Genomic DNA, 18,451 nt, shown 5'->3' on the forward strand with positions numbered 1-18,451 from the left:
CACTCACCAGCGGAACGCCGAGATGAGCATCCAGTCGACCATCGAGCACAAGCTCCAGGCCCTCGAGCCCGTCCATCTGGCGGTGGAGAACGAGAGCCACCGGCACAACGTGCCGCCGAACTCCGAGACCCACTTCAAGGTGACCCTGGTGTCGTCGCGCTTCGCCGGCATGATGCCGGTCAAGCGCCACCAGCAGATCTATGCCCTGCTGGCCGACGAGCTGGCCGGCCCCGTGCATGCCCTGGCGCTGCACCCCTACACCCCCGAGGAGTGGCAGGCCCGCGGCGAGGGGCGGCCGGACTCCCCGGACTGTCGGGGCGGCGGCGGCTCGTGACCACCGAGCCCCAGCGGCTGCAATACCTGGAGGCCATGGGCCTGACGGCCTGGACGGCCCGCTATCGCCTGCCCAATGCCCGGGAAACCGAGGCCTGCGAATGGGCGCTGCCCGAGCCCGAGGCGTCGGCTCGCCAGGCGCCCGGCGAGCGCCTGCATGCCCTGCTCGACGAGCCGGGCGAGGCTCCCGCGCCCGCGGAGCCGGAGCCCCGTGCCCAGGCGCCGGCGGGCCCCCGCAAGGCGCGCGCCCTGCTGGGCGACCTGGTGCCCGAGGAGGCCCCGGCGGCCGACCCCGAGCCCGCCTCCGAGGCGCCGACGGCCGTGGCCGCGCCCGGCGAGGCGCTGCGTTTCACCCTGCAGGTGGCCTGCCTGGACGGTCGCTGGCTGCTGATGGTGCCGGGGGAGGCGCCGCCCTCCCGGCAGGCGCAGCGGCTGCTGGTCAACCTGCTGCGCGCCGCCGGGGTGACGCCCGAGGCGCCGCCGGCCTTCGAGGCCTTCCACTGGCCCCAGGTCGAGGGGCTGCCGGTCCAGGCGCCGCTGGACGAGGCGCGTCAGGGGCTGCAGGCGTTCCTCGCCGGCCGGGCGCGCCGCGGCTGGGCCGCGGAGCGGCTGCTGGTGTTCGGCGAGGACCAGGCCCTGGCGTCGGTGCTGGCCATCGAGGCCGAGCGCAGCTCGGCGCTGGGGCTGCCGGCCTGGCAGGGGCCCGACCTCGAGGCGCTGGCCGGCAGCGCCGAAGCCAAGCGGGCGCTGTGGCCCTGCCTGGCCGGCTGGCGCGAGGCCTGGCATGGCGGCGGCGATGAGGCCTAAGGGGCGGCTGCGCCGCCTCGGCGTCGGCGACCTCGAGGCCCTGGTGGCCCTGGAAGCGGCGGGCCAGGCCCAGCCCTGGTCGCCCGCCCAGCTCCGGGCGGCGCTGGCGTCGCCGGATCATGCCGTCTTCGGCGTGGAGGCGGGGGGCGAGCTGGTGGCCCATGCGGTGGTGGCGCGCGGCCCCTTCGACGCCGAGCTGGAGGCCATCCTGGTGGCGCCGGCGCGGCGCGGGGAAGGGCTGGCGACCCGGCTGATGGACGAGGCGAAGGCCGAGGCGCGGCGCTGGGGCAGCGAGCGACTGCTGCTCGAGGTGCGGGGAGGCAATGCCCCGGCGATCGCCCTCTATCGGCGGGCGGGGCTCCGGGTCGACGGGCGCCGGCGCGGCTACTACCCGCCGCAGGCCGGCGCCGACCGGGAGGATGCGTTGCTGATGTCCGGCCCCCCGGGGGGCTGAGGCGTCAGCCGGGCTGGTGTTCGGCTTCCCCGGCGCCGGTCTCGACCTCGTCGAACTTGCTCAGCAGGCCGGACAGGCGTCGCTCCCAGTCCTCGCGCTCCTGCTTCAGGCGAGCGTTTTCCTCGCGCAGCTCCTCGGCTTCCATCTTCATCAATTCCAGGGCCTCGACGGCGCTGGTCACCTTCTGTTCGAGCTGGTTGAAGAGTTCGATGCTCATCCGTTTCTCCTGACGATGTCCGGCGGGGCCCGTGATGGGCGTCCTGCAGCGGCAGCGTAACGCCGCCGTGGGGGCTCAGCAAGCGTCGCCGTCGGGCGACTCCCCGGGCGTGCTGCGACGGCGATAGAGCCGTCCCGTGCTGTCCCCGGCGCGGACCTCGCGATGCAGCGACCAGCCGGCCGGCACCTCGGGGTCGAGCTCGCTTTCCGTCTCCACGTAGATCCAGGCCTCGTCGTCCAGCCAGCCGGCCTCCAGGGCCTCGCAGCAGGGCCCGGCCAGGCCCTGGCGGAAGGGCGGGTCGACGAAGGCCAGGGTCGCCGCGCGGGGCGGGCCGGCGAGATGGCGCAGGGCGTCGTCCACCACCACCTCGGCGCGGGTGATGTCCAGGGTCGCCAGGTTGTCGACCAGCGCTCTGGCCACCCGGGCATCGCGCTCCACCAGCACGGCGCCGGCGGCGCCCCGGGACAGCGCCTCCAGCCCCAGTGCGCCGGTGCCGGCGAACAGATCCAGCACCCGGGCGCCGGGCGTCACGCCGGAGAGCCAGTTGAACAGGGTCTCGCGGACGCGGTCGGGGGTGGGGCGCAGGCCGGGGCTGTCCAGCACGGGCAGCCGCCGGCGGCGGTGCTCGCCGCCGATCAGGCGCAGTTGGCCGGGGCGGCGGGCGGGTTTCTTCGGGGCTCGGGAGGCGGGGCGTCGTCGGCTCATGGGGGCCGATTGTAGCGGGCGCCTTGTCCACAGTCATGGTGCGCGATGGTAGGATGTGGCGATTCGTTCACCCGCGAGGCTGAATCCCCCCATGTTCGGTTTTTTCAAGCGCAAGAAGAAGCAGGAAGAGCAGCAGCAGGACCCCGAGGCGACGCCGGACGTCCCGGCCGAGGACGCGCAGGGGGAGGCGGCCGACGACGCCGAGGCGCCGGCGGCCGAGACGCCGCCGGCGCAGGACGATACGCTTGCCGAGCCGGAGCCGGAGCCGGAGCCGGAGCCGGAGCCGGAGCCGGAGCCGGAGCCGGAGCCGGAGCCGACGCCAGAGCCAGAGCCAGAGCCAGAGCCAGAGCCAGAGCCAGAGCCAGAGCCAGAGCCAGAGCCGGAGCCCGAGCCGACGCCCGAGCCGACGCCCGAGCCAGAGCCGGAACCCCGGGCGAGCGTCGAGGCGCCCCCCACGCCGGCGAAACGCGCGCCCCGGGAGAAGCCCAAGGCCGAGAAGAAGGGCTGGTTCGCCCGCATGCGCGAGGGCCTGGGCAAGACCCGCTCCAACCTGACCGAGGGGCTCGCCGGCCTCTTCCTGGGCCGCAAGCAGATCGACGACGACCTGATGGAGGAACTCGAGACCCAGCTGCTGATGGCGGACGTGGGCATCGAGGCCACCACCGAGATCATCGATCGGCTCACCGAGCGGGTCTCGCGCAAGGAGCTCAAGGACCCCCAGGCCCTCTACGGCGCCCTGCAGGACGAGCTGGCGACCCTGCTCGAGGGCGTCACCCGGCCCCTCGAGCTGCCCCCCAAGGGCCAGGGGCCCTTCGTGATCCTGGTGGTCGGCGTCAACGGCGTCGGCAAGACCACCACCATCGGCAAGCTCACCCAGCGCTTCCAGCGCGAGGGGCGCAGCGTGATGCTGGCCGCCGGCGATACCTTCCGCGCCGCCGCCGTGGAGCAGCTCAAGGTCTGGGGCGAGCGCAACGAGGTCCCGGTGGTCGCCCAGCACACCGGCGCCGACAGCGCCTCGGTGGTCTATGACGCCCTGGCCGCGGCTCGGGCGCGCGGCGTCGACGTGCTGATCGCCGACACCGCCGGCCGGCTGCACAACAAGGCTCACCTGATGGAAGAGCTCAAGAAGGTGCGCCGGGTGATGGCCAAGCTCGACGACCAGGCGCCCCACGAGGTGATGCTGGTGCTCGATGCCGGCACCGGCCAGAACGCGCTGTCCCAGGCCGCCACCTTCAACGAGGCGGTGCCGGTCAGCGGCATCACCCTGACCAAGCTCGACGGCACCGCCAAGGGCGGCATCATCTTCGCCCTGGCCCAGCAACTGGCCACGCCGATCCGCTTCATCGGCGTCGGCGAGACCCTCGACGACCTGCGGCCCTTCGAGGCCCGGGAGTTCGTCGACGCCCTCTTCGATCGGGACGACGCCTCGGCATGATCGCCTTCGAGCACGTGGGCAAGCGCTACGGCGGGCGCTTCGAGGCGCTCGCCAACCTCGACTTCCGCGTGCGTCGCGGCGAGATGGTCTTCCTCACCGGCCATTCCGGCGCCGGCAAGAGCTCCCTGCTGCGGCTGCTGATGCGCCTGGAGCGCCCCAGCCGGGGGCGCATCCTGGTGGCCGGCCACGACATCGATCGCCTGCATGCCAGCCAGGTGCCCTTCTATCGGCGCCAGATCGGCGTGGTCTTCCAGGATCATCAGCTGCTCTTCGACCGCTCCGTGTTCCACAACGTGGCCCTGCCGCTGGAGATCCAGGGCGCCGAGCCCCGCGAGGCGGCGCGTCGGGCCCGGGCGGCGCTGGACAAGGTCGGCCTGCTGCACCGCGAGCAGGCCCTGCCCATCGAGCTGTCCGGCGGCGAGCAGCAGCGGGTGGGCATCGCCCGGGCGGTGGTCAACAAGCCGGCGCTGCTGCTCGCCGACGAGCCCACGGGCAACCTGGATCCTCAGCTCTCCGCGGACATCATGGCGCTGTTCGAGGACTTCCATCGCATCGGCACCACGGTGATGATCGCCAGCCATGACCTGGCGCTGATCGCCCGCCTGCGCCACCGCACCCTGCGCCTCCGGGAGGGACGCCTGGTGGCCGACGAGGAGGCCGCATGAGCCGCGAGACGACCGCCCGGCGCGGCGCCCGGGCCCGGCAGGCCACCGCCGGCGGCCGCGGCCGCGGCTGGCTGCGCCATCACCGAGCCATGGCCCTGGACAGCGCCCGCCGCCTGCTGCGCCACCCGGTGGGCAGCCTGCTGACCATGCTGGCCATCGCCATCGCCCTGGTGCTGCCCGCGGGGCTCTGGCTGGCCCTGGACGGCGCCCGGTTGCTGGATGCCGAGCTCGATCGCAGCGCCAGCCTCACCGTCTACCTGGAGGAGCGCGTCGACGCCGTCGAGGCCGGCCGCATCGAGCAGGCCCTGGCCGCCCGGCCCGGCGTGGCGGAGACCCGCCTGATCTCCGCCGCCGAGGGCATGGCCGAGTTCCAGCGGGCCCTGGGGCTGGAGGAGGCCCTGGCGCGGCTGCCCGACAATCCGCTGCCGGCCAGCGTGGTGCTGCGCCCGGCCGATCCGGAACCGGCGGCGGTCCAGGCCCTGGCCGGGGAGCTCGCGGCCGTCGCCGGCGTCGACGAGGTGCGCCTGGACCTGGCCTGGCTGGAGCGCCTGCGCCACCTGGCCGAGCTGGGGCGCCGGGTGGGGCTGGGGCTCGCCGCGCTGTTCGGTCTGGGGGTGCTGCTGGTGGTGGGCAACACCATTCGCCTGGCGGTGGAGAACCGCCGCCAGGAGATCGAGGTGGTGACCCTGATCGGCGCCACCCACGCCTTCGTGCGTCGTCCCTTCCTCTACAGCGGGGCCTGGTACGGGCTGGGCGGCGGCCTGCTGGCCTGGGGGCTGCTGACGCTGGGCAGCGACTGGCTGGCCGCGCCGATCGCGGCGCTGGCGGCCAGCTACGGCGCCAGCTTCCAGCTGCCCGCCCTGGGGGCGGCGGGGTCGGCAACCCTGCTCGGCTGTAGTACACTGTTGGGCTGGCTGGGTGCCTGGATCGCCGTGAGCCGCCACCTGGCGCAGATCCGGCCCCGCTAGGGCGGCACCCCCGGCGCTCGCGCGCCATGGGTGCTATGCTGGCCGGGCCGCCGAGGCCTCGGCGGCCGGTCAAGGAACCGACACGGTGTTTCGCCGTCTAAGGCGGCGACTGCGGATACCACACACGGGTTTCGATGGAGACATCCTGCACATGAGCACCAGTCTTCTGCCGGTGGGCCACCTTTCCCCGGGCCACGACCTCAATGGCTATATCCAGGCGGTGAACGGCATCCCCATGCTCACCGTCGACGAGGAGCGTGAGCTCGCCCACCGCCTCCACGACGAGGGCGATCTCGAGGCGGCGCGCCGTCTGGTGCTGTCGCATCTGCGCTTCGTGGTGCATATCGCGCGCAGCTACGCCGGCTATGGCCTGCACCAGGCCGACCTCATCCAGGAGGGCAACGTCGGCCTGATGAAGGCGGTCAAGCGCTTCGACCCCCACCAGGGCGTGCGCCTGGTGTCCTTCGCCGTGCACTGGATCAAGGCCGAGATCCACGAGTTCGTGCTGCGCAACTGGCGGATCGTCAAGGTCGCCACCACCAAGGCCCAGCGCAAGCTGTTCTTCAACCTGCGCAGCGCCAAGAAGCGCCTGGCCTGGCTGAACAGCGACGAGGTCGAGGCCATCGCCAAGGATCTCGACGTCAAGCCGGAGGTGGTGCGCGAGATGGAGGGCCGCCTGTCCGCCCACGATGCCGGCTTCGATGCCGCGCCGGGCGACGACGAGGAGTCGGCCTACCAGGCGCCGGTGCACTACCTGGACGACGCCAGCCAGGATCCGGCCACCCAGCTGGAAGACAGCGACTACGAGGCCGATGCCACCCGTCGCCTCCAGCAGGCGCTCGAGGGGCTCGACGAGCGCTCCCGGGACATCCTCCAGCGGCGCTGGCTGAGCGACGACAAGTCGACCCTGCACGAGCTGGCCGACGTCTATGGCGTATCCGCCGAGCGCATCCGCCAGCTCGAGAAGAACGCCATGAAGAAGATTCGCCAGCAGATCGGCGACACCCTGGCTGCCTGACCCCGGGCGCAGGCCCGACAGCGAACGCCCCGGCCCGTCGGCCGGGGCGTTCGCGTTTCCGGCCCCCGCCTCAGGCGGTCTGCGGCGCCTCGCGCAGCAGACCGGCCGAGAGCGCCGGCCACTGGTCGTCCCAGTGCTCGGTGGGGCGGCGGCGGAAGTCGCTGCGCACGTACTGGGCGATGCGCCCCTCGGCCTGGGCGACCAGCAGGTTGGCGGCGGCGGGGATCGGCAGGCCGGGGCGGCGCCCCTCGCGCAGCTCGGCCTCGCGCAGGACCTGCTTGAGCTGGGTCTCCAGGCGCTCGAAGAGCTGGTGGATGCGCTGGCGCAGCCGCGCCGTCTCGCCGGTCAGGACATCGCCGCCCAGCAGCCGCGACAGGCCGGGGTTCTTCTCGGCGAAGGCCAGCACCAGGGTGAGGATCTGGCCGCAGCGGGGCACGGCCTCGGGCACCTCCTCGAGGATGCGGGCGATGCGTTCGAACAGCGTCTGCTCGATGAACTCGATGAGCCCCTCGAACATCCGTGCCTTGCTGGGGAAGTGCCGGTAGAGGGCGGCCTCGGACACGCCGACCTGGCGGGCCAGGGCGGCGATGGTGATGCGCTTGCCGCTGTCCTCCTCCAGCATCAGCGCCAGCCCCTGGAGGATCTGCTCCCGGCGGCTGGGGGTGGGAGTTGCCTGCGTCATAGTGGTTCTTTTCGTGTCGGTCCTTGAAGGCAACCGGTCTCAGCCGGCTGATTCGTCGCTTCTTGCGTTGGTGATCAGGGTGCCCACGCCGGCATTGGTGAAGATCTCCAGCAGGGTGGCGTGGGGCACCCGGCCGTCGACGATATGGGCGCTGGATACGCCGCCCTTCACGGCATCCAGGGCGCAGCGGATCTTGGGCAGCATGCCGCCATGGATGGTGCCATCGGCGATCAGGGCGTCGACTTGAGCGGTGGTCAGGCCGGTGAGCACCTCGCCTTCGGCGTTCATCAGGCCGGCGACGTTGGTCAGCAGCATCAGCTTCTCGGCGTCCAGGGCCTCGGCCACCTTGCCGGCCACCAGGTCGGCGTTGATGTTGTAGCTGCGTCCGGTCTCGTCGACCCCGATGGGGGCGATCACCGGGATGAAGTCCCGGGCGGCGAGCATCTCGATGAGGTCGGTGGAGATGTGCTCCACCTCGCCGACATGGCCGATGTCGATGATCTCCGGGGCGGTCATCTCCGGGCTCTGGTGCTCGACCTTGAGCTGGCGGGCGCGGATCTGGCCGCCGTCCTTGCCGGTCAGGCCGATGGCCTTGCCGCCGCACTGGTTGATCAGGTTGACGATGCCCTTGTTGACCAGTCCGCCCAGCACCATCTCGACCACGTCCATGGTCTCGGCGTCGGTGACCCGCATGCCGTTGACGAAGCGCGACTCGATCTTGAGCTTCTCCAGCAGCTCGCCGATCTGCGGGCCGCCGCCGTGCACCACCACCGGATTGATGCCGACCTCCTTCATCAGCACCATGTCGCGGGCGAAGGAATCGATCAGGGTGTCCTCGGTCATGGCGTTGCCGCCGTACTTGACCACCACGGTCTTGCCGGAGAAGCGCTGGATGTAGGGCAGGGCCTCGGAGAGCACCTCCACCACCTGGCGGGGGTCGCGGGTCTGTTCGGTCATGTCATCTTTCCTTGTTCGGGGCTCGACGGTCGGCTCACAGCGAGATCTCGAGGTCCGGGGCCACCTGGCGCAGGGCGTCGGCGAAGCGTTCGCGGATGCGCGCAAGCGCCGCCCGGGTTTTGCCCTCGAAGCGCAGCACCAGCACCGGCGTGGTGTTGGAGGCGCGGCACAGGCCCCAGCCGTCCGGGTAGTCCACGCGGATGCCGTCCAGGGTGGTCTTGACGCCATCCTCGCCGAAGTCGCCCTCCCGGGCCAGCCGGTCCACCAGGGCGAACTTGGTGTCGTCGGTCACCGTGACGTTGATCTCGGGGGTGCCCAGATCCTGGGGGTAGCGGTCGAAGAAGGCGTCGGCGTCGCCGGCGTCCCGGTCCAGGTGGCGCGACAGCACCTCCAGCAGGCGGGCCGCACCGTAGAGGCCGTCGTCGAAGCCGTACCAGCGCTCCCGGAAGAAGATGTGTCCGCTCATCTCGCCGGCCAGCTGGGCGCCGGTCTCCTTCATGCGCGCCTTGATCAGCGAGTGCCCGGTGCGCCACATCTCCGGGGTGCCGCCGGCCTCCTCGATCACCCGCGCCAGGTTGCCGGTGCACTTGACGTCGAAGATCACCCGGGCGCCCGGCTGGCGCTCGAGTAGGTCCTCGGCGAAGGCCATCATCAGGTGATCCGGATAGATCAGCTCGCCGCGGGGCGTGATCACCCCCAGGCGGTCGCCGTCGCCGTCGAAGGCCAGGCCGATGTCGGCGCCGGTCTCCTGCACGGTGCGGACCAGGTCGCGGAGGTTCTCCGGCTTGCCGGGATCCGGGTGGTGGTTGGGGAAGGTGCCGTCGATCTCGGCGAACAGCGGGATCGTCTCGGCGCCCAGCCGCTCGACGAGCCGGGGGCCGAGCTCGCCGGCCACGCCGTTGCCGCAGTCCACCACGGCCTTGAGCGGGCGCGCGAGGGTCACGTCGCCGAGGATGCGCTCGAGATAGGCCTCGCGGACGTCCTCCTCGATCACCCGGCCCGCGCCCTCGGTCAGGTCGCCCTCCTCGAGTCGGCGGTGCAGGTCGGTGATCGCCTCGCCGGACAGGGTCTCGCCGCCCAGCACGATCTTGAAGCCGTTGTAGTCCGGCGGGTTGTGGCTGCCGGTGACCATGACGCCGGAGGCGGTGCCGTCCAGCAGGTGGGTGGCGAAGTAGAGCACCGGGGTCGGCACCATGCCGATGTCGACCACGTCGCAGCCGCTGGCGTTCAGGCCGCGGGTCAGGGCGGCGAGCAGGCGGGGGCCGGAGAGGCGGCCGTCGCGGGCGACCACCACCCGGGATTCGTCCCGGGCCCGGGCAGCGCTGCCGATGGCGCGGCCGATGCCCTCGACGCCGGCCTCGGTCAGGGTGTCGTCGACGATGCCGCGGATGTCGTAGGCGCGGAAGATGCTGGCGGGGGCGTGGGCTGTAGTCATGGTGTCGTCTTCCTCGTCAGTGGCGGCCGGAGCTGCCGAAGCCGCCGGCGCCGCGGTCGCTGTCGGCGAAGTCGTCGACTACCTCGAGCTCGGCCTGGACCACCGGCACCAGCACGTATTGGGCCAGGCGCTCGAAGGGCGACAGGGTGAAGGCGGTGGTGCCGCGGTTCCATACCGAGACCATCAGCTCGCCCTGGTAGTCGGAGTCGATCAGGCCGACCAGGTTGCCGAGCACGATGCCGTGCTTGTGGCCCAGGCCCGAGCGGGGCAGGATCATGCCCGCCAGGCCCGAGTCGGCGATGTGGATGGCCAGGCCGGTGCGCACCAGCTCGCAGTCGCCGGGCTCGAGCGTCAGGGGCGCGTCGAGCAGGGCGCGCAGGTCCATGCCGGCGGAACCGGTGGTGGCGTAGTGGGGCAGGTGGTCGCGCATCCGCTCGTCGAGCAGCTTGACGGCGAGGCGGGGGCGGTCGGGAAAGGTCGGCATCGGGTGTCTTCCAGGGTATCCAGGGGGAGCGTGTCAGGGGCGGTCGGCGCGCAGCCGCGCCAGGGCGCGGCGCACCACGGCCAGGGCCAGCTGGGCCTTGGGCTGGGGCGGCAGGTCGGCCCGGCCCTCGCCGTCGGCCTCGCGCCACAGCAGCAGGGCGGCGTTGTCGTCGGCGCCGAAGCCCAGGCCGTCGCGGGACACGTCGTTGGCCACCACCATGTCGAGGCCCTTGCGGGCGAGCTTGTCCCGAGCGTAGGTCTCCAGGTCCCGGGTCTCGGCGGCGAAGCCCACCACATAGGGGCGGTCGGGGCGCGCGGCGACGGCGGCGATGATGTCGGGGTTCTTGACCAGGCGCAGGGTGAGGCCGTCCTCGCCCTCGCGCTTCTTGAGCTTGTGCTCGGCGGGGGTCTCGGCGCGATAGTCGGCCACCGCGGCACAGCCGATGAAGAGGTCGCCGTCGGCGGCCAGGCGCTGGACGGCATCGTGCATCTCCCGGGCGCTCTCCACATCGAGGCGTTCCACGCCGGGGGGCGTGGGCAGGGACACGGGGCCGCTGATCAGCCGGACCCGGGCGCCCAGGGAGGCGGCCGCGGCGGCCAGGGCGAAGCCCATCTTGCCGGAGCTGTGGTTGGACAGGTAGCGCACCGGGTCCAGCGGCTCGCGGGTCGGCCCGGCGGTGATCACCACCGTCAGGCCTTCCGCTTCGCGCTCTTCCTCGCGCGCCAGGGCGGTGACGATGGTCTCGGGTTCGAGCATGCGGCCCGGGCCCACGTCGCCGCAGGCCTGGTCGCCGCTGTCCGGGCCCAGCAGCCGCCAGCCGTCCTCGGTGAGGCGCTCGGCGTTGCGGGCCGTGGCCGGGTGACGCCACATGGCCTGGTTCATGGCCGGCGCCATCACCTTCTCGGCGTCGCTGGCCAGGCACAGGGTGGTGAGCAGGTCGTCGGCATGGCCCTGGGCCAGGCGCGCCATCAGGTCGGCGGTGGCCGGGGCGACCAGGATCAGGTCGGCCCAGCGGGCCAGCTCGATATGGCCCATGCCGGCCTCCGCCTCGGGGTCGAGCAGCGAGGTGCGCACGGCCTCTCCCGTCAAGGCTTGTAACGTCAAGGGCGCGATGAAGGCCTGGGCGCCCTCGGTCATCACCACGCGCACCTCGTAGCCCACCTGCTTGAGCAGGCGGGCCAGCTGGGCGCTCTTGTAGGCGGCGATCCCGGCGCTGATGCCGAGCAGGATGCGTCGAGGGGCGAGGCCCCGGAAGCCGGAGGGTGTCGACATGGCGGTATCCGAGCGTGAATCCGGTCGCCTACCTTACCATTCGCCCGCCACCTTGCGTAGCCGAGGCGTCGGCCGCTCGCGACAGGGGCGGCTACACTGAGGCCAGGACGAGCCGGGCGAGGCAAGGAGGCCGAGATGTCGATCCGCGACTGGCCGGAGGGCGAGCGCCCCCGGGAGAAGCTGCTGGCGCTGGGCAGCGAGGCGCTGTCCGATGCCGAGTTGCTGGCGATCTTCCTGCGCGTGGGGGTCACCGGCCGCTCGGCGGTGGACCTGGCCCGGGACCTGCTGTCGGCCTTCGGTGGCTTGCGCGCCCTGCTCGAGGCCGATCGCGCGCGCTTCTGCGCCGAGCGCGGCCTGGGGGAGGCCAAGTACGTACAGCTCCAGGCCGTGCTGGAGCTGTCCCGCCGTCACCTGGCCAGCCGGCTGGATCGCGAGGGGGCGCTGACCTCGCCTTCCCTGGTGCGGGCCTACCTGGCCTCGCGGCTGCGCCACCTGGGGCACGAGGAGTTCGCCGCGCTGTTCCTCGACAGCCAGCACCGGGTGATCCGCTTCGAGTCGCTGTTCCGCGGTACCCTGGACAGTGCCTCGGTGTATCCCCGGGAGGTGGCGCGCCGCGCCCTGGAGCTGGGCGCCGGGGCGCTGATCCTGGCCCATAACCATCCCTCGGGCGTGGCCGAGCCCAGCGACGCCGACCGGCGCATCACCGAACGCCTGCGCGAGGCGCTGGGGCTGTTCGAGATCCGGGTGCTGGACCATTTCGTGGTGGGCGACGGGGAGGTGGTGTCCTTCGCCGAGCGCGGCCTGATATAATGCCGCTCGATCATCGCAGCGACAGTCCCACGCCCGCCTCCGGCCGCCCCCGCGCCGGCGAGGCGCGCGGCTTATCGCTGCGTGTCGCTTGTCTGGCAGCGTTGACTCTGGTATAAAGTGCAGCCTTTGAATTCCCTTGGGTCAAATGACAACGGGGTCGTCCCGGTTTGCCCGACAGGTTTTGAACACTCAGGTATCCCTACCTGGCCAAGCGGTTGGAGGCTCTACATGTCCAAAGTATGTCAGGTTACCGGCAAGCGCCCGGTGACTGGTAACAACGTTTCTCACTCCCAGCGCAAGACGCGTCGTCGTTTCGTGCCCAACCTCCACAGCCACCGTTTCTGGGTGGAGTCCGAGAAGCGCTTCGTCAAGCTGCGCGTCTCCTCCAAGGGCATGCGCATCATCGACAAGAAGGGCATCGAGGCGGTGCTCAGCGATATCCGCAAGCGCGGCGAAGCCGTCTAAGCGACCCCACAGGGAGAAGACTCATGCGTGACAAGATTCGAATGGTGTCCAGCGCCGGTACCGGCCACTTCTACACCACCGACAAGAACAAGCGGAACACTCCGGACAAGCTCGAGATGAAGAAGTACGATCCGGTCGTCCGCAAGCACGTGATGTACAAGGAAGCCAAGATCAAGTAACCGGGATCCCGCGGTTCCCGTGATCGCTTCCGCCGCAGGCCTCGGCCTGTCCGCAAGAACCCGGCCCCCTGGTCGGGTTCTTGCGTGCTGATCGTCCCCGTCAGGTAGCCCCATGCCCGAGTTGCCCGAAGTCGAGACCACCCGGCGCGGCATCGCCCCGCACCTGGAGGGCCGCGAGATCACCGAGGTGATCGTCCGCCAGCCGCGCCTGCGTCGGCCGGTGCCCGAGGACCTGGTCGACCGGCTGGTGGGCGCGCGCATCGGCCCCCTCTCGCGGCGCGCCAAGTACCTGCTGGTCCCGGTCGCCGGCGAGGGCACCCTGCTGTGGCACCTGGGCATGTCCGGCAGCCTGCGCATCGTCCGGCTCGGCGAGCTGCCCAGGAAGCACGATCATGTCGACCTGGTGCTCGACGACGGAGCCGTGCTGCGCTATCACGATCCGCGCCGCTTCGGCTTCGTCGACTGGCTGAGGGGCGGGCTCGAGGAGGATTCCCGCCTCGCCCGCCTGGGCCCCGAGCCGCTGTCCGAGGCCTTCGACGGCGCGCGCCTGTACGCCCTGTCCCGGCGGCGGCGCCTGGCCGTGAAGCCCTTCCTGATGGACAATGCGGTGGTGGTGGGCGTCGGCAACATCTACGCCGCCGAGGCGCTGTTCCTGGCCGGCATCGACCCGCGCCGCGCCGCCGGGCGTATCGGCCGGGAGCGCTACGACCGGCTGGCGATCGCGATCCGCGAGGTGCTGGCCGCCGCCATCACCCAGGGCGGCACCACCCTGCGCGACTTCGTGAGCGGCACCGGCGAGCCGGGCTACTTCGCCCAGCGGCTCAACGTCTATGGTCGCGACGGCGAGCCCTGCCGGCGCTGCGGCGCCGAGCTGCGCCTGGTGACCCTGGGCCAGCGCGCCAGCGTCTTCTGCGGCGAGTGCCAGACCTGAGCGCGCCGCCGCGCCGATTTCGATGCCCCGCCGGCGCACGCGCCGGCGGCATCCCCTGAACGTTCGAGAGTCCCCACATGACCGCCCTACGCTCCCTGCGCCTGAAGAAGAACGCCGATCGCCGCCTCAAGGCCGGCCACCTCTGGCTCTACTCCAACGAGATCGACACCGCGGCCACGCCGCTCAAGGCCTTCGCGCCCGGCGAGCAGGCGGTGGTGGAGGCCGCCAACGGCAAGCCGATGGGCGTGGCCTACGTCAACGCCCACTCGCTGATCTGCGCCCGCCTGGTATCCCGGGAGCCGGCCCAGGGCCTCGATCGCTCGCTGCTGGTGCACCGCCTGAACCAGGCCCTGGCGCTGCGCCAGCGCCTGTTCGACCAGCCGTTCTATCGGCTGGTGCATGGCGAGGGCGACCTGCTGCCGGGGCTGATCATCGATCGCTTCGGCGACGTGGTGGTGATCCAGCTCAACACCGCCGGCATGGAGGCGGTGCTGGAGCCGCTGCTCGACGCCCTGGACAAGGTGCTCGCCCCGAGCGCCGTGGTGCTGCGCAACGATACCGCCGGCCGCCGCCAGGAAGGGCTCGACAGCGAGGTCGAGGTGATCAAGGGCGTGCTGCCCGAGGCGGTGGAGCTCGAGGAGAACGGGGTGCGCTTCGTCGCCCCGGTGCTCGACGGCCAGAAGACCGGCTGGTTCTACGACCACCGCGCCAACCGCGCCTGGCTCAACGGCCTGGTGGCCGGCAAGCGGGTGCTCGACCTGTTCAGCTACGTCGGCGGCTGGGGCGTGCAGGCCGCCGCCCACGGCGCCAGCGAAGTGCTGTGCGTGGACGCCAGCGCCCCGGCGCTGGAGCGGGTCGCCGAGAACGCCGCCCTCAACGGCCTGCACGAGCAGGTGGCGGTGGGCGAGGGCGACGCCTTCGAGGCCCTGGCCGCGCTCAAGGCCGACGGCGAGCAGTTCGACGTGGTGATCCTGGATCCGCCCGCCTTCATCAAGAAGCGCAAGGACATCCCCGCCGGCGAGCGCGCCTACGGCAAGCTCAATCGCGAGGCCATGCGCCTGCTGGGCCGCGACGGCCTGCTGCTCTCCGCCTCCTGCTCCATGCACCTGGCCCCCGAGCGGCTGGTGGATGCGGTCCGCGGGGCGGCCCGCCACCAGGACCGTCACGCCCAGGTCCTCTATCAGGGCCATCAGGGGCCGGACCATCCGGTGCACCCGGCGATCCCCGAGACGGCCTACCTCAAGGCGCTCGGCGTGCGCGTCTTCCGCGACTGATCCCGCTTCCGCGACCGCGGGGCGCGTCGTCCGGCGTGCCCCGCCACGAGCTGCCATGAACGACTTCGCCTTCGTCCGCGTCTTCGCCCACGCCAACCCGCTGCTGGTCGGCCACGTGGCCAACCTGCTGGAGGCGGCCGGCATCCCCGTCGAGCGGCGCAACCTGACCCTGGGCGGCGGCGCCGGCGAGCTGCCGCCGGGGGAGTGCGAGCCCGAGGTCTGGGTGGCGCCCCACAACCGGGCCCGGGCCGAAGCGCTGATCCGCGACGCCCTGGCCGAGGATCGGCGTCCGGCCTGGACCTGCCCGGGCTGCGGCGAGCGGCTCGGCGGGGCCTTCGACGCCTGTTGGCAGTGCGGCCATGCCCGCCCCTGAGCGCGCCGCGCCCCCGGCGCAAGGAGTCCGCCCGTGTCCTGGGACCTGCCCGAGCCCTTTGTGATCGAGATCGAGGTCGAGGCCGCCCACATCGATGCCTTCGGCCATGCCAACAACGCCGAGTACCTGCGCTGGGTGGAGCGCGCCAGCTGGGCCCACTCGGCGAGCCTGGGGCTGACCCTCGAGCGCTATCGCGCCCTCGACCGGGCCATGGCGGTGCATCGCCACGAGCTCGACTACCTGGCCCCGGCCCTCGAGGGCGACCGCCTGCGGCTGGCCACCTGGATCGTGGCCTGCGATGGCCGGTTGAGCCTGACCCGGCGCTTCCAGCTGCGCCGTCCCGCCGACGGCGCCACCCTGCTGCGTGCCCGTACCCGCTTCGCCTGCATCGCCCTGTCCAGCGGTCGCCCCCGCCGATTGCCCGAGGCCTTCCTGTCCGGCTACGGCCGCGCGATGATCGCGGAATGATCGTTTGCCGGATAAAATTCGGTTTTCTTTCTAATTCTCGGTAAATGATCTTGTCGATCAGGCAAATGCTCTAAGGATTTCACGTTTTTGCCGCGTGGATTCATCGTGATTGTTCTGTTGTGCTGTAATGAGGCCGTGAGTCAGCCTCATCCAACAAGCCAGCAGCGGAGGACCTCCCATGCAGATCGCCGTCCCCAAGGAAATCAAGAACCACGAGTATCGCGTCGCCCTGACGCCCAGCGGCGCCCGTGAACTGGTCGGTCGCGGTCACGCGGTGACCGTCCAGGCCGGGGCCGGCGAGGGCGCCGGCTTCAGTGATGCCGACTTCGAGGCCGCCGGCGCGCGCCTCGAGGCGGACGTGGCCAAGGTCTGGAGCGAGGCCGAGCTGATCCTCAAGGTGAAGGAGCCGCAGCCGGAGGAAGTGGCGCGGCTGTCCAAGGGCCAGACGCTGTTCACCTACCTGCACCTGGCCGCCGAGGAAGACCTGACCCGCGGCCTGATGGAGAGCGGCGCCACCTGCATCGCCTACGAGACCATCACCGCGCCCCAGGGCGGGCTGCCGCTGCTGGCGCCGATGAGCACCGTGGCCGGCCGCATGGCGGTCCAGGCCGGCGCCCACAGCCTGGAGAAGGCCCAGGGCGGCGCCGGCGTGCTGCTGCCCGGCGTGCCGGGCGTGGCGCCGGCCAAGGTCACCGTGATCGGCGGCGGCGTGGTCGGCGAGAACGCCGCCCGCATGGCGCTGGGCCTGGGCGCCGAGGTCACCGTGCTGGACAAGTCCATCCCGCGCCTGGAGACCCTGGACGATCGCTACCAGGGCCGCATGAAGACCGTCTTCTCCACCGCCGACGCCCTGGACGAGGCGATCCGTGAGTCCGACCTGATCATCGGCGCCGTGCTGGTGCCGGGCGCCGCCGCGCCCAAGCTGATCACCCGCGCCAAGCTGGCCGAGATGAAGCCGGGCAGCGTGCTGGTGGACGTGGCCATCGATCAGGGCGGCTGCTTCGAGACCAGCCGGCCCACCACCCATGCCGAGCCCACCTACGTGGTCGACGGCGTGGTGCACTACTGCGTCGCCAACATGCCGGGCGCCGTGGCGCGCACCTCCACCCAGGCGCTGACCAACGCCACCCTGCCGTTCGTGGTGGCGCTGGCCGACAAGGGCTGGCAGCAGGCGCTGGCCGACGACGCCCACTTCGCCGAGGGGCTCAACGTCCACGAGGGCCAGGTCACCTACCGGGCCGTGGCCGACGCCTTCGGCCTCGACTACGTGGAGGCCGCCCGGCTGATCGGCTGATCCCCGCCGCCGGTCGCTCTGAGGACGAGTGAGGGAAAGGGGGGAGGTGATAAGTGAGGAGTAAGGCGTAAGGGGACGCATGATCGATCCCGTTCACCTCGCTCCTCGCCCCCTCGCCCCCTTCCTTGCGCCGGTCGCCTTGGCCGGGGCGCCGCGTTACCATAGCGGGCATTCGAGAGTCAGCAGAGTCCCGCCTTCATGACCGTATCATCCGACAAGACCCGTGTGCTCACGGGGATCACCACCACCGGCACGCCCCACCTCGGCAACTACGTCGGCGCCATCAAGCCGGCCATCGAGGCCAGCCAGGACCCCAGCGTCCAGTCCTACTACTTCCTGGCCGACCTGCACGCCCTGATCAAGTGCCAGGATCCCAAGCGCGTTGAGCAGTCGCGCCTGGAGATCGCCGCCACCTGGCTGGCGCTGGGGCTGGATACCGACAACGCCGTCTTCTACCGCCAGTCGGACATCCCCGAGATCCCCGAGCTGACCTGGATGCTGTCCTGCGTCTGCGCCAAAGGGCTGATGAACCGCGCCCATGCCTACAAGGCGGCGGTGGCCGAGAACGAGGAGGCCGGCAACCAGGATCCCGACCGCGGCATCACCATGGGCCTGTTCGGCTATCCGGTGCTGATGGCCGCCGACATCCTGATGTTCAACGCCAACCGGGTGCCGGTGGGGCGCGATCAGATCCAGCACATCGAGATGGCCCGGGACATGGCGGGGCGCTTCAACCATCTCTACAAGGGCCAGTACTTCGCGCTGCCCGAGGCGGCGGTGGACGAGCGGGTCGAGGTGCTGGGGGGCCTGGACGGCCGCAAGATGTCCAAGAGCTACAACAACACCATTCCGCTGTTCGTCTCCGAGAAGAAGCTGCTCAAGCTGGTGCGCAAGATCAAGACCAACTCCCTGGAGCCCGGCGAGCCCAAGGACCCGGACACCTGCACCCTGTTCCAGATCTACTCGGCCTTCGCCGGCGCCGAGGAGGCCGCGGCCCTGCGCACCGAGTATGCCAACGGCATCGGCTGGGGCGAGGCCAAGAACCGGGTCTTCGAGTACCTCAACGCCCACCTGCGCGAGCCGCGGGAACGCTACCAAGCGCTGATGGAGGATCCCGGCCACATCGAGGCGGTGCTGCGCCAGGGGGCCGAGCGCGCCCGCGCCGAGGCCGCCCCCTTCATGGACCGGCTGCGCCAGGCGGCGGGCCTGGGCCGCTTCGTCTGAG

General features: G+C 71.5%; 23 protein-coding genes. 16 read left to right on the plus strand and 7 right to left on the minus strand.

The genetic code is table 11. The features are described 5' to 3' along the window. The first annotated feature begins 22 nt into the window (after positions 1-22). The 3 genes from QC818_RS10170 to rimI are packed head-to-tail and all read left to right on the plus strand — an operon-like array spanning position 23 to position 1,594. Positions 23-334 (plus strand): BolA family protein, encoded by a 312-nt coding sequence (locus QC818_RS10170; protein WP_309652747.1) that lies wholly within the window; start codon positions 23-25, stop codon positions 332-334. Next, positions 331-1,140 carry a hypothetical protein gene (locus QC818_RS10175; RefSeq protein ID WP_309652748.1) on the plus strand — a complete coding sequence of 270 codons (810 nt, stop codon included), beginning with the start codon at positions 331-333 and terminating at the stop codon, positions 1,138-1,140. The genes QC818_RS10170 and QC818_RS10175 overlap by 4 nt, the downstream gene beginning before the upstream one ends. After that, positions 1,130-1,594, plus strand: a complete 465-nt coding sequence (rimI, locus tag QC818_RS10180) for a ribosomal protein S18-alanine N-acetyltransferase (RefSeq protein WP_309652749.1) — start codon at positions 1,130-1,132, stop codon at positions 1,592-1,594. The genes QC818_RS10175 and rimI overlap by 11 nt, the downstream gene beginning before the upstream one ends. Positions 1,595-1,598: 4 nt before the next feature. Here the strand turns inward: rimI and QC818_RS10185 are convergent, their stop codons facing one another. Both QC818_RS10185 and rsmD read right to left on the minus strand, forming a co-directional pair. Beyond that, complete coding sequence (locus QC818_RS10185; RefSeq protein WP_309652750.1) at positions 1,599-1,811, minus strand: cell division protein ZapB; 213 nt, start codon at positions 1,809-1,811, stop codon at positions 1,599-1,601. Between the two features lie 75 nt (positions 1,812-1,886). Next, positions 1,887-2,516, minus strand: coding sequence for a 16S rRNA (guanine(966)-N(2))-methyltransferase RsmD (gene rsmD, locus QC818_RS10190; protein WP_309652751.1), 630 nt, complete (start codon positions 2,514-2,516; stop codon positions 1,887-1,889). Between the two features lie 91 nt (positions 2,517-2,607). On the opposite strand from rsmD, the gene ftsY reads away from it, so the two are divergent. The 4 genes from ftsY to rpoH all read left to right on the plus strand — a co-directional run bounded on the left by ftsY (position 2,608) and on the right by rpoH (position 6,602). Then, positions 2,608-3,951, plus strand: coding sequence for a signal recognition particle-docking protein FtsY (gene ftsY, locus QC818_RS10195; RefSeq protein ID WP_309652752.1), 1,344 nt, complete (start codon positions 2,608-2,610; stop codon positions 3,949-3,951). After that, the gene (ftsE, locus tag QC818_RS10200; RefSeq protein ID WP_309652753.1) at positions 3,948-4,616 is read left to right on the plus strand and encodes a cell division ATP-binding protein FtsE; all 669 of its coding nucleotides are present in this window, start codon (positions 3,948-3,950) and stop codon (positions 4,614-4,616) included. Before ftsY ends, ftsE begins: the two co-directional genes overlap by 4 nt. Next, complete coding sequence (gene ftsX / locus QC818_RS10205; protein ID WP_309652754.1) at positions 4,613-5,584, plus strand: permease-like cell division protein FtsX; 972 nt, start codon at positions 4,613-4,615, stop codon at positions 5,582-5,584. The genes ftsE and ftsX overlap by 4 nt, the downstream gene beginning before the upstream one ends. A gap of 151 nt (positions 5,585-5,735) precedes the next feature. Continuing rightward, positions 5,736-6,602 (plus strand): RNA polymerase sigma factor RpoH, encoded by an 867-nt coding sequence (rpoH, locus tag QC818_RS10210; RefSeq protein ID WP_309652755.1) that lies wholly within the window; start codon positions 5,736-5,738, stop codon positions 6,600-6,602. A gap of 70 nt (positions 6,603-6,672) precedes the next feature. On the opposite strand, the gene slmA is transcribed toward rpoH, so the two are convergent. Genes slmA through coaBC form a run of 5 tightly spaced genes read right to left on the minus strand, consistent with a single transcriptional unit; the run spans position 6,673 to position 11,432 of the window. Further along, on the minus strand, positions 6,673-7,284 hold the full coding sequence (slmA, locus tag QC818_RS10215; RefSeq protein WP_309652756.1) for a nucleoid occlusion factor SlmA: 612 nt from the start codon (positions 7,282-7,284) through the stop codon (positions 6,673-6,675). A gap of 39 nt (positions 7,285-7,323) precedes the next feature. Beyond that, positions 7,324-8,241 carry an acetylglutamate kinase gene (gene argB, locus QC818_RS10220; protein ID WP_309652757.1) on the minus strand — a complete coding sequence of 306 codons (918 nt, stop codon included), beginning with the start codon at positions 8,239-8,241 and terminating at the stop codon, positions 7,324-7,326. Between the two features lie 34 nt (positions 8,242-8,275). Then, positions 8,276-9,676 (minus strand): phosphomannomutase/phosphoglucomutase, encoded by a 1,401-nt coding sequence (locus QC818_RS10225; RefSeq protein WP_309652758.1) that lies wholly within the window; start codon positions 9,674-9,676, stop codon positions 8,276-8,278. A 16-nt stretch (positions 9,677-9,692) separates the two neighbouring features. Beyond that, a complete protein-coding gene (dut, locus tag QC818_RS10230; protein WP_309652759.1) occupies positions 9,693-10,160 on the minus strand; it encodes a dUTP diphosphatase in 468 nt (155 codons plus the stop codon). Positions 10,161-10,193: 33 nt separating this feature from the next. Then, positions 10,194-11,432: a bifunctional phosphopantothenoylcysteine decarboxylase/phosphopantothenate--cysteine ligase CoaBC gene (coaBC, locus tag QC818_RS10235; protein WP_309652760.1), complete on the minus strand. Its 1,239-nt coding sequence runs from the start codon at positions 11,430-11,432 to the stop codon at positions 10,194-10,196. A gap of 135 nt (positions 11,433-11,567) precedes the next feature. Between coaBC and radC the strand changes: the two genes are divergently transcribed. From radC to trpS, 9 genes are all read left to right on the plus strand, one after another. Continuing rightward, a complete protein-coding gene (gene radC / locus QC818_RS10240) occupies positions 11,568-12,242 on the plus strand; it encodes a RadC family protein (protein ID WP_309652761.1) in 675 nt (224 codons plus the stop codon). A gap of 228 nt (positions 12,243-12,470) precedes the next feature. Next, complete coding sequence (gene rpmB / locus QC818_RS10245; RefSeq protein ID WP_097790453.1) at positions 12,471-12,707, plus strand: 50S ribosomal protein L28; 237 nt, start codon at positions 12,471-12,473, stop codon at positions 12,705-12,707. 23 nt (positions 12,708-12,730) lie between these two features. After that, positions 12,731-12,886 (plus strand): 50S ribosomal protein L33, encoded by a 156-nt coding sequence (gene rpmG / locus QC818_RS10250; RefSeq protein ID WP_097790452.1) that lies wholly within the window; start codon positions 12,731-12,733, stop codon positions 12,884-12,886. A 112-nt stretch (positions 12,887-12,998) separates the two neighbouring features. Then, positions 12,999-13,817 (plus strand): bifunctional DNA-formamidopyrimidine glycosylase/DNA-(apurinic or apyrimidinic site) lyase, encoded by an 819-nt coding sequence (gene mutM, locus QC818_RS10255; protein WP_309652762.1) that lies wholly within the window; start codon positions 12,999-13,001, stop codon positions 13,815-13,817. A gap of 77 nt (positions 13,818-13,894) precedes the next feature. Beyond that, positions 13,895-15,091 (plus strand): class I SAM-dependent rRNA methyltransferase, encoded by a 1,197-nt coding sequence (locus QC818_RS10260; RefSeq protein WP_309652763.1) that lies wholly within the window; start codon positions 13,895-13,897, stop codon positions 15,089-15,091. A 55-nt stretch (positions 15,092-15,146) separates the two neighbouring features. Continuing rightward, positions 15,147-15,464, plus strand: coding sequence for a putative signal transducing protein (locus QC818_RS10265; protein ID WP_309652764.1), 318 nt, complete (start codon positions 15,147-15,149; stop codon positions 15,462-15,464). A gap of 33 nt (positions 15,465-15,497) precedes the next feature. Beyond that, positions 15,498-15,932, plus strand: coding sequence for an acyl-CoA thioesterase (locus tag QC818_RS10270; protein WP_309652765.1), 435 nt, complete (start codon positions 15,498-15,500; stop codon positions 15,930-15,932). A gap of 178 nt (positions 15,933-16,110) precedes the next feature. Further along, on the plus strand, positions 16,111-17,226 hold the full coding sequence (gene ald / locus QC818_RS10275; RefSeq protein WP_309652766.1) for an alanine dehydrogenase: 1,116 nt from the start codon (positions 16,111-16,113) through the stop codon (positions 17,224-17,226). Between the two features lie 198 nt (positions 17,227-17,424). Next, the gene (gene trpS, locus QC818_RS10280; RefSeq protein ID WP_309652767.1) at positions 17,425-18,450 is read left to right on the plus strand and encodes a tryptophan--tRNA ligase; all 1,026 of its coding nucleotides are present in this window, start codon (positions 17,425-17,427) and stop codon (positions 18,448-18,450) included. Position 18,451: the final 1 nt, after the last annotated feature.

This window comes from Halomonas koreensis (assembly GCF_031451675.1).
GTDB lineage: Bacteria > Pseudomonadota > Gammaproteobacteria > Pseudomonadales > Halomonadaceae > Halomonas > Halomonas koreensis.

Coding starts and splice junctions, on each gene's coding strand:
- QC818_RS10170 (WP_309652747.1), top strand. CDS start 23: ATGAGCATCCAGTCGACCATCGAGCACAAGCTCCAGGCCCTCGAGCCC.
- rimI (WP_309652749.1), top strand. CDS start 1,130: ATGAGGCCTAAGGGGCGGCTGCGCCGCCTCGGCGTCGGCGACCTCGAG.
- QC818_RS10185 (WP_309652750.1), bottom strand. CDS start 1,811: ATGAGCATCGAACTCTTCAACCAGCTCGAACAGAAGGTGACCAGCGCC.
- rsmD (WP_309652751.1), bottom strand. CDS start 2,516: ATGAGCCGACGACGCCCCGCCTCCCGAGCCCCGAAGAAACCCGCCCGC.
- ftsY (WP_309652752.1), top strand. CDS start 2,608: ATGTTCGGTTTTTTCAAGCGCAAGAAGAAGCAGGAAGAGCAGCAGCAG.
- ftsE (WP_309652753.1), top strand. CDS start 3,948: ATGATCGCCTTCGAGCACGTGGGCAAGCGCTACGGCGGGCGCTTCGAG.
- ftsX (WP_309652754.1), top strand. CDS start 4,613: ATGAGCCGCGAGACGACCGCCCGGCGCGGCGCCCGGGCCCGGCAGGCC.
- rpoH (WP_309652755.1), top strand. CDS start 5,736: ATGAGCACCAGTCTTCTGCCGGTGGGCCACCTTTCCCCGGGCCACGAC.
- slmA (WP_309652756.1), bottom strand. CDS start 7,284: ATGACGCAGGCAACTCCCACCCCCAGCCGCCGGGAGCAGATCCTCCAG.
- argB (WP_309652757.1), bottom strand. CDS start 8,241: ATGACCGAACAGACCCGCGACCCCCGCCAGGTGGTGGAGGTGCTCTCC.
- QC818_RS10225 (WP_309652758.1), bottom strand. CDS start 9,676: ATGACTACAGCCCACGCCCCCGCCAGCATCTTCCGCGCCTACGACATC.
- dut (WP_309652759.1), bottom strand. CDS start 10,160: ATGCCGACCTTTCCCGACCGCCCCCGCCTCGCCGTCAAGCTGCTCGAC.
- coaBC (WP_309652760.1), bottom strand. CDS start 11,432: ATGTCGACACCCTCCGGCTTCCGGGGCCTCGCCCCTCGACGCATCCTG.
- radC (WP_309652761.1), top strand. CDS start 11,568: ATGTCGATCCGCGACTGGCCGGAGGGCGAGCGCCCCCGGGAGAAGCTG.
- rpmB (WP_097790453.1), top strand. CDS start 12,471: ATGTCCAAAGTATGTCAGGTTACCGGCAAGCGCCCGGTGACTGGTAAC.
- rpmG (WP_097790452.1), top strand. CDS start 12,731: ATGCGTGACAAGATTCGAATGGTGTCCAGCGCCGGTACCGGCCACTTC.
- mutM (WP_309652762.1), top strand. CDS start 12,999: ATGCCCGAGTTGCCCGAAGTCGAGACCACCCGGCGCGGCATCGCCCCG.
- QC818_RS10260 (WP_309652763.1), top strand. CDS start 13,895: ATGACCGCCCTACGCTCCCTGCGCCTGAAGAAGAACGCCGATCGCCGC.
- QC818_RS10265 (WP_309652764.1), top strand. CDS start 15,147: ATGAACGACTTCGCCTTCGTCCGCGTCTTCGCCCACGCCAACCCGCTG.
- ald (WP_309652766.1), top strand. CDS start 16,111: ATGCAGATCGCCGTCCCCAAGGAAATCAAGAACCACGAGTATCGCGTC.
- trpS (WP_309652767.1), top strand. CDS start 17,425: ATGACCGTATCATCCGACAAGACCCGTGTGCTCACGGGGATCACCACC.